This is a genomic window from Flavobacterium sp. XN-5 (genome assembly GCF_008033395.2).
Taxonomy (GTDB): domain Bacteria; phylum Bacteroidota; class Bacteroidia; order Flavobacteriales; family Flavobacteriaceae; genus Flavobacterium; species Flavobacterium hiemivividum.
Genome location: NZ_VOGZ02000001.1, coordinates 454,162 through 470,024, shown reverse-complemented (window position 1 = coordinate 470,024; position 15,863 = coordinate 454,162). Strand labels below are relative to the sequence as shown.

Here is a 15,863-nt window from a genome sequence, read left to right as displayed (position 1 = left end):
ATATACAATGTCATCAAACAAAAAATACTGGAAAAGTGTTGAAGAACTAGAAAACGGTTCTATTGTTGAGGCGCTTAGAAATAACGAATTTGTTGAACCAATTCCTACTGATGAATTTTTAGGAAGTAAAGAGGCAATGTCTTCTTCAACATCACGTCGTGACTTTTTAAAGTACGTTGGATTTAGTACTGCAGCGGCTACGCTTGCTGCATGTGAAGGTCCAGTTAACAAGTCGATTCCTTATGTATTGCAGCCAGAGCAAATCATTCCTGGGGTAGCAGATTATTATGCTACTTCTGTTTTTGATGGTTTTGATTTTGCAAACCTACTTGTTAAAACTCGCGAAGGGCGTCCTATTAAAATAGATAACAATACTATTTCAGGAGCGAAATTTACTGCTAACGCAAGAATTCACGCATCGATTTTGTCGTTGTATGATAATATGCGTTTGAAAGAGCCGAAAATTGGAGGTAAAGATTCAAATTGGTCTGCTGTAGATTCAAAAATTAAATCAAGTATCGTTGAGGCTAATGCTAAGGGTGGACAAGTAGTATTGTTGACTAATACCTTAGCAAGTCCATCGACTGAAAAATTAATTGGTCAATTTATCGCTTCAAATCCAGGTGCGAAACATGTCATTTATGATGCGGTTTCTTCTTCTGAGGCTTTGGATGCTTTCGAAACTGTTTACGGTGAAAGAGCTTTAGTTGATTATGATTTCTCAAAAGCCTCACTTATAGTTTCTGTAGGTGCAGATTTTCTTGGTGATTGGCAAGGTGGTGGGTATGACTCAGGTTATGCGCAAGGCAGAGTTCCTAAAAACGGAAAAATGTCGCGTCATTTTCAATTAGAAGCAAATATGACTTTGTCTGGTGCTGCTGCTGATAGACGTTTACCGATGTCAACTGCGAATCAAAAACAAGCATTAGTTCATATATATAATATTGTAACTGGTTCTGCAGTTGCTGTAAGTTTAGACGAGGCTTTCAAAGCTGAAGTTACAAAAGCAGCACAGCAATTAAAAGCAGCTGGTTCAAAAGGGGTTTTGGTTTCTGGTATTCAGGATAAAAATGCTCAATTATTAGTTTTAGCTATTAATCAAGTTTTAGCTAGTGAAGCTTTTACTACTACTGGTGCAAGACAAATAAGAAAAGGATCTAACGAAAAAGTAGCTCAGTTAGTTAAGGATATGAAAGCAGGAAGCGTTCATACTTTAATAATGAGTGGTGTTAATCCTGTTTATACTTTGGCTGATTCAGCATCTTTTGTTGAAGGGCTTAAAAAAGTGACTACTTCTGTTTCTTTATCTTTAAAAGAAGATGAAACGGCTCTAGTTAGTAGTATTGCTGCTCCGGTTCCTCATTATCTTGAGGCTTGGGGAGATTTGAGTCTTACTAAGGGGACTTATAGTTTAACTCAACCTACAATTCGTCCATTGTTTGATACAAAACAATTTCAAGATGTTTTAATGTCTTTAAATGGTTTGTCAGGGACTTATTACGATTATATCAAATCAAATTCAGCTTCGATAGTTTCAGGTTCTTCTTGGAATAAAATATTGCATGATGGAGTTTATGTTGGTGCTCCTCAGTCTATCGCTGGTGGTACTGCTGATTATAGTGGAGCTGCAAGTGCATTAGCTAGTTCAAAAGCTGTTCCAGGTTTTGAATTAGTATTGTATACTAAAACAGGAATGGGTGATGGACAGCAAGCAAATAATCCTTGGTTGCAAGAGTTTCCAGATCCTATCACAAGAGTTTCTTGGGATAATTATGTTACTGTTTCAAGCGCAGATGCTAGAGAGTTAACAATGTCTAATGAAATTGTTGCTAATGGAGGTCTTAACGGAAGTTATGCTACAATCACTACGGCTGATGGTTTAAAATTAGAAAACGTGCCTGTAATTGTTCAGCCAGGTCAAGCTGTAGGGACAATTGGATTGGCTTTAGGATATGGTCGCAAAGCGGCTTTGAAAGAAGAAATGCAAGTAGGTGTTAATGCTTACTCTTTATATAAAGGTTTTAATAATGTGCAATCTGTTACATTAGAAAAAGCTGGCGGAGATCACGAGTTTGCTTGCGTTCAAGGTCAAAAAACATTAATGGGTAGAGGAGATATTATCAAAGAAACATCTTTGGAAATCTTTAATACTAAAGATGCTAAGTTATGGAACCCAGTTCCTATGGTATCCTTAGATCATAAAGAAGTAGAAGCTACTACAGTAGATTTATGGGATTCTTTTGATCGTTCGGTTGGACATCACTTTAATCTTTCTATTGATTTGAATGCTTGTACTGGATGTGGTGCTTGTGTTATTGCTTGTCATGCTGAGAACAATGTTCCTGTAGTAGGAAAATCTGAGATAAGAAGAAGTCGTGATATGCACTGGTTGCGTATTGATAGATATTATTCTTCTGAAAGTACATTTGAAGGTGATAACCAAAGAAAAAATAATATTTCTGGTTTGTCAAGTTCATTGTCTACATTCAATGAAATGGAAAAAGCAGGAGATAATCCTCAAGTTTCATTCCAGCCGGTAATGTGTCAGCATTGTAATCATGCGCCATGTGAAACTGTTTGTCCTGTAGCGGCAACATCACATAGCCGTCAAGGTCAAAACCATATGGCATATAACAGATGTGTTGGTACGCGTTATTGTGCTAACAACTGTCCTTATAAAGTACGTCGTTTTAACTGGTTCTTGTATAACAAAAACAGTGAGTTTGATTATCATATGAATGATGATCTAGGACGTATGGTTTTAAATCCTGATGTGAATGTTCGTTCTCGTGGAGTTATGGAAAAATGTTCAATGTGTATTCAAATGACACAAGCGACTATTTTAAATGCTAAAAAAGAAGGAAGAGAAATCGTTGATGGTGAATTCCAAACTGCATGTTCAAATGCTTGTTCTAACGGAGCAATGACTTTTGGAGATGTTAATGATAAAGCAAGTCAAATTACTAAATTAGTAGAAGATGATAGAATGTATCATTTACTAGAGCATGTTGGAACGAAACCAAATGTGATTTATCACGTGAAAGTTAGAAATACTTAGTACAAAAAATTATTAATTAAGAAACAAGATAAAGGATTATGTCGTCTCACTACGAAGCAACCATTAGAAAACCTTTAGTTATAGGTGATAGATCTTATCACGACGTAACAGTTGATGTAGCTGCACCTGTTGAAGGGAAAGCAAACAAACATTGGTGGATTGTATTTTCAATCGCATTAGCAGCTTTCCTTTGGGGAATAGGCTGTATAATTTACACCGTATCTACAGGTATTGGAACATGGGGATTAAATAAAACAGTTGGTTGGGCATGGGATATCACAAACTTCGTTTGGTGGGTTGGTATCGGACATGCAGGAACATTAATATCCGCGGTATTATTATTATTCCGTCAACGATGGAGAATGGCGATTAACCGTTCTGCAGAAGCAATGACAATTTTCTCCGTTATCCAAGCGGGTTTATTTCCAATTATTCACATGGGTCGCCCATGGTTAGCGTACTGGGTTTTACCAATACCAAATCAATTTGGATCTCTATGGGTGAATTTCAATTCACCATTACTTTGGGATGTATTTGCAATTTCTACTTACTTGTCAGTGTCATTAGTGTTCTGGTGGACTGGATTGTTACCTGATTTTGCTATGCTAAGAGATAGAGCGATCACTCCTTTTAATAAAAGAGTTTATTCTATTCTTAGTTTTGGATGGAGTGGTAGAGCAAAAGACTGGCAACGTTTTGAAGAAGTATCTTTAGTTCTTGCAGGATTAGCTACTCCACTTGTACTTTCTGTACACACCATTGTATCGATGGACTTTGCTACCTCTGTAATACCAGGATGGCATACTACAATTTTCCCTCCTTACTTTGTCGCTGGAGCGGTTTTCTCTGGATTTGCAATGGTAAATACCTTGCTTATTATTATGAGAAAGGTTTCGAATCTAGAAGCATACATTACTATTCAGCATATTGAATTAATGAACATTGTAATTATGATTACAGGTTCTATTGTAGGGGTTGCTTATATTACTGAGCTTTTCATTGCATGGTATTCAGGAGTTGAATATGAGCAATATGCTTTCTTAAATAGAGCTACTGGACCTTACTGGTGGGCATATTGGTCAATGATGACATGTAATGTTTTTTCTCCACAATTTATGTGGTTCAAGAAATTAAGAACAAGTATTATGTTTTCATTTATCATTTCGATTGTTGTAAATATCGGAATGTGGTTTGAAAGATTTGTAATTATTGTTACTTCTTTACATAGAGATTATTTACCTTCATCATGGACAATGTTTTCACCAACGTTTGTAGATATAGGGATTTTTATAGGAACAATTGGTTTTTTCTTTGTATTGTTTTTATTGTACTCTAGAACATTCCCTGTAATTGCACAGGCAGAGGTTAAAACGATATTGAAGGGAACTGGAGATAATTACAAAAGAGAAAGAGAAGCAAATAAAGATTCACACCATGAGTAATAAAGTAATATACGCCATTTATAATGACGATGATATATTGATGGATGCGGTTAAACAAACCAGAGCAGCTCATCACCATATTGAAGAAGTTTTTACTCCATTTCCGGTTCACGGTTTGGATAAAGCAATGGGACTTGCGCCAACTAGATTAGCTATATGTTCGTTCATATACGGTTGTATTGGTATTTCATTTGCTACTTGGATGATGAATCTTATTATGATTCAAGATTGGCCACAAGATATTGGTGGAAAACCAAGTTTTAGCTACATTCAAAATATGCCGGCATTTGTGCCAATTATGTTTGAAATGACCGTGTTTTTTGCAGCGCATTTAATGGTAATTACTTTTTATATGAGAAGTAGATTGTGGCCATTCAAAGAAGCTGAAAATCCTGATGTTAGAACTACAGATGACCACTTCTTAATGGAAGTAGCGATTAACAATAACGAAGAAGAATTAGTTTCTTTTTTCCAAAGTACAGGAGCTGTAGAAGTTAAAGTAATTGAAAAGAATTAATCTAGATATGAAAAGGGTATATAAAATAACACTATTATTTGGTATTACTATTTTAGTAGCATCTTGCCATAATAATAAAGCACCGAACTATCAGTACTTTCCAAACATGTACGAATCAGTAGGATATGAAACATATGCTGAATCGGATGCGTTCAAAAACGGTAAAGTAGCGCAATTGCCTGCTGAAGGAACTATCAATAGAGGTTTTGAGCCTTATGATTATGAAAATTCAACTGCTGGTTATGAGTTAGCGAAAGCGAATCTTAAATCACCATTGGATTCTTTAGATAGAAATTCTGAAAAAGGAAAAATACTATATGAAATTTATTGCACCTCTTGCCACGGTAATGCTGGAGATGGTAAAGGGAAATTAGTCGAAAGAGAAAAATTCCTTGGGGTTCCTAGTTATAAAGACAGAGTAATCACTGAAGGAAGTATTTTTCATGTAGAAACTTTTGGATTAAATTCAATGGGAGCTCATGCTAATCAATTAAGTACACACGAACGTTGGTTAGTTGCTGACTACGTGCTTAAACTTAAAAGCCAATTATAATTGTTGAACAAACTGATCGTAATAGATATGTATACATTTTCAAATAAATTAAAAACTTTTTCTTTCATCTTGATGGCCGTAGGTCTATTAGGAATAGGGTATGGTTTTTTGAATGCACCGAAAGATATTCAAGAAGTTGAACATCTTCTTGCAGCAGAAAGTCATGGAGGTCACGGAGAGGCAACTCATGGGGAAGCAACTCATGGTGAGTCGAAATCTTCTGAAGACGCTCATGTAGGAGCTGCTGAGCATACAACTGCTCATGATGTTAAAGAGGCTGCCGAACACCAAGAACATTTAAATCATGTTTTGCATCAGTTGCAAAACAAGCCTTGGGCAGCACTTTATGTTGCTTGTATTTTCTTTCTACTACTTTCTATGGGAGTTTTAGCTTTCTATGCAATTCAGCAAGTAGCACAGGCAGGCTGGTCTCCAGTTTTATTTAGAGTGATGCAAGGTCTTACTGCTTACTTACCTGTAGGATCAGTTATATTTTTTGTAATATTAATTATGTGTGGACTACACTTTAATCATTTATTCATTTGGTTAGATCCTGAAGTGGTTGCGCATGATAAATTAATAGCAAACAAGGCAGGTTATTTAAACTTTCCATTTTGGATTATTAGAGCAGCTATATTTTTAATTGGGTGGAATTTATACAGATACTATTCCGCTAAAAATTGTTTAGCTCAAGATGCATCTAATGATGATAGTTACTACAAAAAGAACTTTAATATCTCAGCGGGATTCTTAGTATTCTTTATTGTTACTGAATCTATTATGTCTTGGGACTGGATTATGTCAATAGATCCACACTGGTTTAGTACCTTGTTTGGATGGTATGTTTTCGCTAGTTTCTTTGTAAGTGGTATCACTGCAATTGCATTGGTTACTGTTTACTTAAAATCTAGAGGTTTCTTAGAGCACGTAAACACTAGTCATATTCACGATTTAGCAAAATTCATGTTCGGAATTAGTGTTTTCTGGACGTACTTATGGTTTTCTCAATTCATGTTAATATGGTATGCTAATATTCCTGAAGAGGTAACGTACTTTATAACTAGAATACAATTGTATAATCTTCCATTTTTTGGAGCGGTAGTTATGAATTTCTTATTTCCATTACTAATTCTAATGCATAGTGATTTTAAAAGAATCACATGGGTAATTTGTATGGTAGGTGTAGTGATTTTAGTAGGGCATTATCTTGACTTCTTTAATATGATTATGCCAGGAACAGTAGGTGATAGATGGTTTATTGGTATTCCTGAAATTGCATCAGTTCTTTTCTTTCTTGGATTGTTTATTTATTCTGTATTTACAGCCTTAACTAAAGCTCCTTTATTGCCAAAAAGAAATCCATTTATAGAAGAAAGTAAACATTTTCATTATTAATATTTAAAGAGATAAACAGATGACAAGTTTGTTGGTAATTATAGTTTTAGTTTTATTAGCTGTTGCTTTATGGCAGTTGACAAAGATATTTGATCTTACTCAGGTAGGTTCAAATGTGGATAGTTCAGAAGTGGCTACAGATAAGGATAACGATATTCAAGGTTATTTAATGTTTGGTTTTTTAGCCTTCATTTATATCTTTACAATATATGGTCTGTTTACTTGGGGGCCTCTTGTACTTCATACGCCAGCATCTGCACATGGTGGGGAAATTGATTTCCTAATGAATATTACTTGGGTTTTAATTTTTATTGTTCAAGCAATAACACAGGTGTTATTACATTATTTTGCTTTTAAATACAGAGGAAAGCAAGGTCAAAAAGCATTGTTTTTTGCTGATAATAATAAATTAGAAGCAATTTGGAGTGTTATTCCTGCGGTTGTTTTAGCTGGATTGATTCTTTATGGTCTTTATGCGTGGACAAACATTATGTTTATTGACGAAGATGAAGATACTGTAGTAGTTGAATTATATGCTCAGCAATTTAAATGGACTGCTAGAGTAGCTGGAGCAGATAATGTTTTAGGAAAAGCGAATGTAAGATATATCGAGGGTGTTAATACTTTGGGTGTAGATTTAGCTGATCCTTATGCGCAAGATGATATTGTAGTTTCGGAATTACACATACCAAAGGGAAAGAAAATTCATTTTAAGATTAGATCTCAAGATGTACTTCACTCAGCGTACATGCCTCACTTTAGAGCGCAAATGAACTGTGTTCCCGGAATGGTTACTGAATTTGCTTTCGAACCAATTTATACAACTTCTGAATATAGAGAGTTGCCTTATATGATTGAAAAAGTAGCGAACATTAATGCTATTCGTACTAAGAAAAGTGCTGCTTTAGTTGCCAAAGGAGAAACTGCATTAGACCCTTATACTTTTGATTATTTACTTCTTTGTAATAAAATATGTGGTTCATCACATTATAATATGCAAATGAAAATTGTTGTAGATACACCGGAAGATTATAAAGCTTGGTTAAAAGAGCAAACTGTTTTAGCTGAACAAGTTAAAGCTGCTGCGACACCAGCTCCTGTTGAAGGTGTGATGGAAGCTGATAGCTTAAAAGTAAAAGAAACAGCGGCTACTTCTAAAGTAGTAATGAAATAATTATTAAGAATATTTAAAGTACACATATATGTCAGCAGAAGTTCACGATCACGAACACCACCATAAAGATACTTTCATTACTAAATATATCTTTAGTATTGATCACAAAATGATTGCCAAACAATACCTTATAACGGGTATTATTATGGGTGTCATTGGTGTAGGAATGTCATTACTTTTCAGAATGCAATTAGCATGGCCAGAAGAGTCTTTTAGAATTTTTAATATACTACTTGGTGATAAATGGGCTCCAAATGGAGTTATGACAAATGATATTTATTTATCCTTAGTTACTATACATGGTACCATCATGGTATTCTTTGTGTTAACTGCAGGATTAAGTGGTACCTTTAGTAATTTATTGATTCCACTTCAAATTGGGGCTCGAGATATGGCCTCTGGATTTATGAATATGATTTCGTATTGGTTATTCTTTTTATCAAGTGTAATCATGATTGGGTCTTTATTTGTTGAGTCAGGACCTGCAAATGCTGGTTGGACCATTTATCCTCCTTTAAGTGCATTGCCACAATCGATTTCTGGTTCAGGACTAGGTATGACACTATGGTTAGTTTCTATGGCTATCTTTATTGCATCTTCATTAATGGGATCCTTAAATTATATAGTTACTGTGATTAACTTAAGAACAAAAGGAATGTCCATGACAAGATTGCCACTTACAATTTGGGCTTTCTTTGTAACTGCAATTATTGGAGTTGTTTCATTTCCAGTTTTATTGTCTGCTGCATTGTTATTGATTTTTGATAGAAGTTTTGGTACCTCTTTCTTCCTTTCTGATATTTATATTGCTGGTGAAGTTTTACATTATCAAGGTGGTTCTCCGGTTCTATTTGAGCACTTGTTTTGGTTCTTAGGACATCCAGAGGTGTATATTGTTATTTTACCTGCATTAGGTATTACTTCTGAAATTATAGCGACCAATTCTCGTAAACCAATTTTTGGTTACAGAGCGATGATTATGTCTATTATAGCAATTGCCTTTTTATCTACGATTGTTTGGGGACACCATATGTTTATCTCAGGAATGAATCCATTTCTAGGTTCTGTATTTACCTTTACAACTTTATTAATTGCAATTCCTTCAGCGGTAAAAGCATTTAATTACATAACGACGTTATGGAAAGGAAATTTACAGTTGAACCCTGCAATGTTGTTTTCAATTGGATTAGTTTCTACTTTTATAACAGGAGGTTTAACAGGTATTATTCTTGGAGATAGTACACTTGATATTAACGTACACGATACTTATTTTGTAGTGGCTCACTTTCACTTGGTGATGGGTATATCTGCGCTTTATGGAATGTTTGCAGGGGTTTACCATTGGTTCCCTAGAATGTTTGGAAGAATGCTTAACAAAAACTTAGGTTATGTACACTTTTGGGTAACTGCAATATGTGCTTATGGTGTGTTTTTCCCGATGCACTTTATCGGATTAGCAGGTCTGCCTAGACGTTATTATACAAACACAGCATTTCCTTTATTTGACGATTTACAAAACGTAAACGTTCTTATAACTGTTTTTGCATTAGTTGGTGGGGCGTTTCAATTAGTATTTTTATACAATTTCTTTAGTAGTATTTTCTACGGAAAGAAAGCTGTTATGAATCCTTGGAAATCAAATACACTTGAATGGACTGCACCTGTGGAGCATATTCACGGTAACTGGCCAGGAGAGATTCCAGAAGTTCACCGTTGGCCTTACGATTATAGTAATCCAAATCATGACGTAGATTTTGTACCGCAAAATGTACCAATGAAACCAGGTGAAGAAGTTTTACATCACTAAAAATATTAAAAAGCCTCTGCGTAAGTAGAGGCTTTTTTTTGTGCGGTGATTCGTGAATTAATTATTTGGATTGCTGTTTTTAATCTTTTAGCATTTATAATTTATAATTTATAATTCGAAATTGCTTTGCTATCTTTGTTACATGAATGAAAATTTAGATCCAACAACTAACGGGTACAATTCTGAAGAATTTGATCTCGAAAAAAAACTTAGACCTTTATCCTTTGATGATTTTGCAGGTCAAGATCAAATATTGGAAAACCTTAAAGTTTTTGTGGAAGCAGCAAATCAGAGAAATGAAGCTTTAGATCATACTCTTTTTCATGGTCCTCCGGGATTAGGGAAAACTACTTTGGCCAATATATTGGCCAATGAGTTACAAGTAGGAATCAAGATTACGTCTGGTCCTGTTTTGGATAAGCCAGGTGATTTAGCAGGACTTTTAACAAATCTTGAAGAACGTGATGTTTTGTTTATTGACGAAATACATCGCTTAAGTCCTATTGTGGAAGAGTATTTATATTCTGCAATGGAGGACTTTAAGATTGATATCATGATTGAATCAGGTCCAAATGCTAGGACTGTTCAAATTAATCTTAACCCATTTACTTTAATTGGAGCGACAACTCGTTCGGGACTTTTGACAGCACCAATGCGTGCTCGTTTTGGAATATCATCTCGATTACAATATTACACTGCAGAACTTCTAACGACAATTGTGGAAAGAAGTGCATCAATATTAAAAATGCCAATTTCAATGGATGCGGCAATAGAAATTGCAGGAAGAAGCAGGGGAACACCTCGTATTGCGAATGCTTTATTGCGTCGTGTGCGTGATTTTGCCCAAATTAAAGGAAATGGAACAATTGATATAGAGATTGCTCGATACGCTTTAAAAGCTTTAAATGTCGATGCTCATGGCCTTGATGAAATGGACAATAAAATATTGAATACCATTATCGATAAATTCAAAGGTGGGCCTGTTGGACTTTCAACATTGGCGACAGCCGTATCAGAAAGTAGTGAAACTATTGAAGAAGTATATGAACCTTTCCTAATTCAAGAAGGTTTTATCATGCGTACGCCGCGAGGTCGTGAAGTAACGGACAAAGCCTATAGACATCTAGGAAAAGTTAATACAAATATTCAAGGAAATCTTTTTTAAATTTTTGAAGCTTTATCCTGCTGTCCGCTGTATCTTTTTATGGCAATAAAAGCCATAAAAAGGATGCCGCTACCATCAGGGCTAGTATAAATCGTTTAATCATAGTAATTATTACTTCAAAGTCAAAATACACGCAATTTATTAAATCCGAAGCAAAACGCCTCGGATTTTTATCTTGTGGTGTTTCTAAAGCAGGGTTTCTTGAACAAGAGGCACCTAGGCTTGAAAAATGGTTGAATAATAATCATAATGGGCAAATGTCCTATATGGAAAATAATTTTGACAAGCGATTAGATCCTACATTGCTGGTTGATGGTGCTAAAAGTGTAATTTCGTTAGTATTGAATTACTATCCTCAAAGGTTGCAAGTTGAAAACTCCTATAAGATTTCGAAATATGCCTATGGTACAGATTATCACTATGTAATTAAAGAAAAACTTAAAGAATTGCTGTTTTCTATTCAAGAGAATATCGGTGAGGTTGCTGGTCGTGCTTTTGTTGATTCAGCTCCTGTTCTGGATAAAGCTTGGGCTGCCAAAAGTGGTTTGGGTTGGATAGGGAAAAACAGCAATCTATTAACTCAAAAAGTAGGTTCGTTTTATTTCATAGCAGAACTTATTGTTGATTTAGATTTAGACTATGATTTTGCCACAACGGATCATTGCGGTACTTGCACTGCTTGTATCGATGCCTGTCCTACTCAGGCAATTGTAGCACCTTATGTTGTAGATGGAAGCAAATGTATTTCTTATTTTACTATCGAATTAAAAGAAAATATTCCGCAGGAGATGAAAGGCCAGTTTGATGATTGGGCTTTTGGCTGTGATGTTTGCCAAGATGTTTGTCCCTGGAATAAGTTTTCAAAACCACATAACGAACCTTTATTTAATCCGAATACCGAGATTCTTTCGATGTCTAAAAAAGATTGGGATGAAATAACCGAAGAGACTTTTAAAGCAGTATTTAAGGATTCACCTTTAAATAGGTCGAAATATACGGGGTTGAAACGAAATATAGATTTCCTAAAGTAAGGGTATTTTTAGACGTTAATTTAGTTTTTTTTAATGAAAATGTTACAGTATTTATTGATGCTGTATATGTTTTTATTTTAGAATTAGTATTTAAGTTATTTGATAAAACTGATTTAATTATACTTTTTTTAAGAAAAATAGCGTTTATATTCTATTTTTTTTAACTTTATGGTCAACTAAAATTTTTCGACATGACTGTAAATCAAATATTAAGCATTAAAGGACATGATGTCTATTCTATTGTTTCGACCATCACGGTTTATGAAGCTTTAAAAGTAATGGGCGAGAAGAATGTTGGTGCTGTTTTAGTAATTGAGGATAATCGACTTCAAGGAATACTTTCTGAAAGGGATTATGCTCGAAAAATTGTATTGAAGAATAAAGCCTCTAAGGATACTTTGGTACACGAAATCATGGAGCGTAATATGATTACTGTGAAACCATCGGACCATCTCGATTTTTGTATGGAATTGATGAGTACAAAGCGAATCAGACATTTACCGGTTGTGGACGACAAATCCGTTTTGGGAGTTATTTCTATTGGAGATGTTGTAAAGTCGATAATAGAAGTGCAAAAAGAAACAATTCAACACTTAGATTCTTATATTAGTGGAACGAAAGTATAGGCTCAAGCAGAGACTAAATATTATTATAGCCGCAATCGTTGTGGCTATTTAATTTTTAGCACTATTTGATTGGTTTTTTATAAAAGATAAAGATAAATACCTGCTTTTTAAATCAAGTCTTCTATCTTTGTCTACTACAATAAAATGTAAAATAATGAATAAAAACAGTAAAAGAAGAGAGGCATTGCTTTATCACGCAAAGCCAACTCCAGGGAAAATTCAAGTAGTACCTACTAAGAAATATGCAACACAAAGAGATTTATCTCTTGCTTACTCTCCAGGTGTGGCTGAGCCTTGTTTAGAAATTGCAAAAGATGTTGATAATGTCTATAAATATACGGCCAAAGGAAATTTAGTTGCCGTTATCACAAATGGTACCGCAGTTTTAGGTCTTGGAGATATAGGACCTGAGGCATCTAAACCAGTTATGGAAGGAAAAGGTTTGTTGTTTAAAATATTTGCTGATATTGATGTTTTTGACATCGAAATTGGTACAAAGGATATTGAAGAATTTATTCAAACTGTTAAGAATATAGCGCCAACTTTTGGAGGGATTAATTTAGAAGATATAAAAGCTCCTGAATCTTTCGAAATTGAACGTCGATTAGTAGAAGAATTGAATATTCCTGTCATGCATGATGATCAGCATGGAACAGCTATTATTTCATCGGCAGCCTTGATAAATGCTTTGGAATTAGCAAATAAAAAAGCTGAAGATGTAAAAATGGTTGTTTCAGGAGCAGGATCAGCTGCATTAGCTTGTGCTGATTTATATATTCTATTAGGTGTTAAGATGGAAAACATTTTAATGTTTAATAGTAAAGGATTGCTGACTAAAGACAATCCTGCATTGTCAGAAATGCAATTAAAATACGCTAAGGATATTGCGCCATTAACTCTTGAAGAAGCATTAGTAGGCTGTGATATTTTCTTAGGCTTGTCCTCAGGAAATATTATGACGCCACAAATGTTGCTTGGAATGGCCGATAACCCAATCGTTTTTGCAATGGCTAATCCAGATCCAGAGATCGACTATAACTTGGCTATGGATACACGTAAAGATATTATCATGGCAACGGGAAGGTCTGACCATCCTAATCAAGTGAATAATGTTCTTGGATTTCCATATATTTTTAGAGGCGCGTTAGACGTTCGTGCAACAAAAATTAATGAAGCGATGAAAATGGCTGCAGTAAAAGCCTTGGCGTCACTTGCAAAAGAATCAGTACCAGAACAAGTTAACATTGCTTACGGTGAAACTAAATTAGTTTTTGGTAGAGAATATATTATTCCAAAACCTTTTGACCCAAGATTAATTACTATCGTTGCTCCTGCTGTTGCAAAAGCAGCAATGGACTCTGGTGTGGCTTTAAATCCAATAACGGATTGGGATAAATATGAAGAAGGTTTACTAGACCGATTGGGTAACGATAATAAAATGGTTCGCTTGATAACTAATAGAGCGAAGATGGAGCCGAAGCGAATTGTATTTGCTGAAGCTGATCATCTGGATGTATTAAAAGCGGCTCAAATTGTTTTAGAAGAAGGAATAGGACATCCTATTTTACTTGGAAATAAAGAAATTATATTAGAGTTAAAAGAAGAATTAGGTTTTGATGCCGATATAGAGATTATTGATCCTAAAATAAAAGAAGAAGATGCGAGGCGCAATAGATTTGCAACTACGTATTGGGAATCTAGAAAAAGAAAAGGAATCTCTTTCTATGATGCTCAAAAATTAATGCGGGAACGCAATTACTTCGCCGCTATGATGGTGAACGAAGGAGAGGCCGACGGATTAGTTACTGGACATTCTAGAAGCTATTCTTCGGTAGTTAGGCCAATGCTGCAATTAGTTGATAAAGCAGTAGGAGCTTCGATAGTTGCTACTACAAATATTATGATGACTGCTCGTGGTCCAATGTTTTTATCAGATACAGCAATAAACATTAACCCAACGGCAGATGAATTAGCTAAAATTGCGATTATGACAGCAAAAACGGCGAAAATGTTTGGAGTAGAACCAGTTATAGCAATGGTTTCTTACTCTAATTTTGGTTCGTCTAGTAGTGCTGGCGCTGCCAAAGTAAGAGAAGCAGTAGCTTATCTACATGAACATCATCCTGAATTAGTAATCGATGGCGAGTTACAAGCAGATTTTGCTTTGAACCCAGAGATGTTAAAAGAGAAATTTCCATTTTCTAAATTGGCAGGGAAAAAAGTAAATACTTTAATTTTCCCTAACCTTGAATCAGCAAATATTACCTATAAATTATTGAAAGAGTTGAATAAAGTCGATTCTATAGGGCCTATTATGATGGGAATGAGTAAGCCAGTTCATATTTTCCAACTTGGTGCAAGTGTAGAGGAAATGGTCAATATGGCGGCAATCGCAGTTATTGATGCACAAGAGAAACAAAAGAAAAAAAATAATTAAATTAAATGCTATATTGCTTACCATGATTTTTGATTGTGGTAAGCTTTTTTTTTTGGAATAAATTTAAGATTTAATGATAGCACATTTACAAGGTAAACTAGTTGAAAAAACACCTACACAAGTAGTAATTGATTGTGCTGGTGTGGGGTATGAAGTGAATATTTCCTTACATACTTATTCATTAATTCCAGCAACTGATTTTATTAAGCTTTATACTTATCTTCAAATTAAAGAGGATGCGCATACTTTATTTGGATTTGTTGAAAAATCAGAAAGAGAGATTTTTAAATTGTTGCTTTCCGTTTCAGGTATTGGGGCTAGTATTGCCAGAACGATGCTATCTTCTTTAGATCCAAAACAAATTACAAATGCAATAGGATCAGGTGATGTAGTTACAATTCAATCGATTAAAGGAATTGGGAGTAAAACCGCTCAAAGGGTAATTCTCGATTTAAAAGATAAAATACTGAAATTGTATGATTTAGATGAAGTTTCAATGTCGCAAAGCAATACAAACAGAGATGAAGCGTTATCAGCTTTGGAGGTTTTAGGTTTTGTTAGAAAAACATCAGAAAAAATTATTGAAAAAATTGTAAAAGAAGATCCAGAAGCTTCTGTGGAGTCGATCATAAAAAAGGCTTTAAAAAACTTATAAATC

The 15,863-nt window shown here is 34.8% G+C and carries 12 protein-coding genes; all 12 read left to right on the top strand.

Translation table 11 applies throughout. The features are described from left to right. Positions 1-7: 7 nt before the first annotated feature. The 12 genes from FQU23_RS02095 to ruvA all read left to right on the top strand — a co-directional run bounded on the left by FQU23_RS02095 (position 8) and on the right by ruvA (position 15,860). Positions 8-3,058, top strand: a complete 3,051-nt coding sequence (locus FQU23_RS02095; protein WP_147672381.1) for a TAT-variant-translocated molybdopterin oxidoreductase — start codon at positions 8-10, stop codon at positions 3,056-3,058. Between the two features lie 38 nt (positions 3,059-3,096). Next, the gene (gene nrfD, locus FQU23_RS02090) at positions 3,097-4,500 is read left to right on the top strand and encodes an NrfD/PsrC family molybdoenzyme membrane anchor subunit (protein WP_132108676.1); all 1,404 of its coding nucleotides are present in this window, start codon (positions 3,097-3,099) and stop codon (positions 4,498-4,500) included. Then, on the top strand, positions 4,493-5,017 hold the full coding sequence (locus tag FQU23_RS02085) for a DUF3341 domain-containing protein (RefSeq protein WP_132108674.1): 525 nt from the start codon (positions 4,493-4,495) through the stop codon (positions 5,015-5,017). Before nrfD ends, FQU23_RS02085 begins: the two co-directional genes overlap by 8 nt. 7 nt (positions 5,018-5,024) lie before the next feature. Beyond that, positions 5,025-5,570: a c-type cytochrome gene (locus FQU23_RS02080; protein ID WP_132108672.1), complete on the top strand. Its 546-nt coding sequence runs from the start codon at positions 5,025-5,027 to the stop codon at positions 5,568-5,570. Positions 5,571-5,597: 27 nt separating this feature from the next. Continuing rightward, complete coding sequence (locus FQU23_RS02075) at positions 5,598-6,965, top strand: quinol:cytochrome C oxidoreductase (RefSeq protein WP_147672380.1); 1,368 nt, start codon at positions 5,598-5,600, stop codon at positions 6,963-6,965. A gap of 19 nt (positions 6,966-6,984) precedes the next feature. Beyond that, positions 6,985-8,139, top strand: a complete 1,155-nt coding sequence (locus tag FQU23_RS02070) for a cytochrome c oxidase subunit II (protein WP_147672379.1) — start codon at positions 6,985-6,987, stop codon at positions 8,137-8,139. A gap of 28 nt (positions 8,140-8,167) precedes the next feature. After that, entirely contained in the window at positions 8,168-9,946 is a 1,779-nt protein-coding gene (locus tag FQU23_RS02065) for a cbb3-type cytochrome c oxidase subunit I (RefSeq protein ID WP_147672378.1), read from the top strand. A gap of 142 nt (positions 9,947-10,088) precedes the next feature. Beyond that, the gene (gene ruvB / locus FQU23_RS02060) at positions 10,089-11,111 is read left to right on the top strand and encodes a Holliday junction branch migration DNA helicase RuvB (RefSeq protein ID WP_147672377.1); all 1,023 of its coding nucleotides are present in this window, start codon (positions 10,089-10,091) and stop codon (positions 11,109-11,111) included. 107 nt (positions 11,112-11,218) lie between these two features. After that, positions 11,219-12,142, top strand: coding sequence for a tRNA epoxyqueuosine(34) reductase QueG (gene queG / locus FQU23_RS02055; protein ID WP_147672376.1), 924 nt, complete (start codon positions 11,219-11,221; stop codon positions 12,140-12,142). A 191-nt stretch (positions 12,143-12,333) separates the two neighbouring features. Continuing rightward, positions 12,334-12,768 (top strand): CBS domain-containing protein, encoded by a 435-nt coding sequence (locus tag FQU23_RS02050; RefSeq protein WP_147672375.1) that lies wholly within the window; start codon positions 12,334-12,336, stop codon positions 12,766-12,768. A 154-nt stretch (positions 12,769-12,922) separates the two neighbouring features. Next, positions 12,923-15,205, top strand: a complete 2,283-nt coding sequence (locus FQU23_RS02045) for an NADP-dependent malic enzyme (protein WP_147672374.1) — start codon at positions 12,923-12,925, stop codon at positions 15,203-15,205. Between the two features lie 73 nt (positions 15,206-15,278). After that, complete coding sequence (gene ruvA / locus FQU23_RS02040; RefSeq protein WP_132108656.1) at positions 15,279-15,860, top strand: Holliday junction branch migration protein RuvA; 582 nt, start codon at positions 15,279-15,281, stop codon at positions 15,858-15,860. The last annotated feature ends 3 nt before the right edge of the window (positions 15,861-15,863 follow it).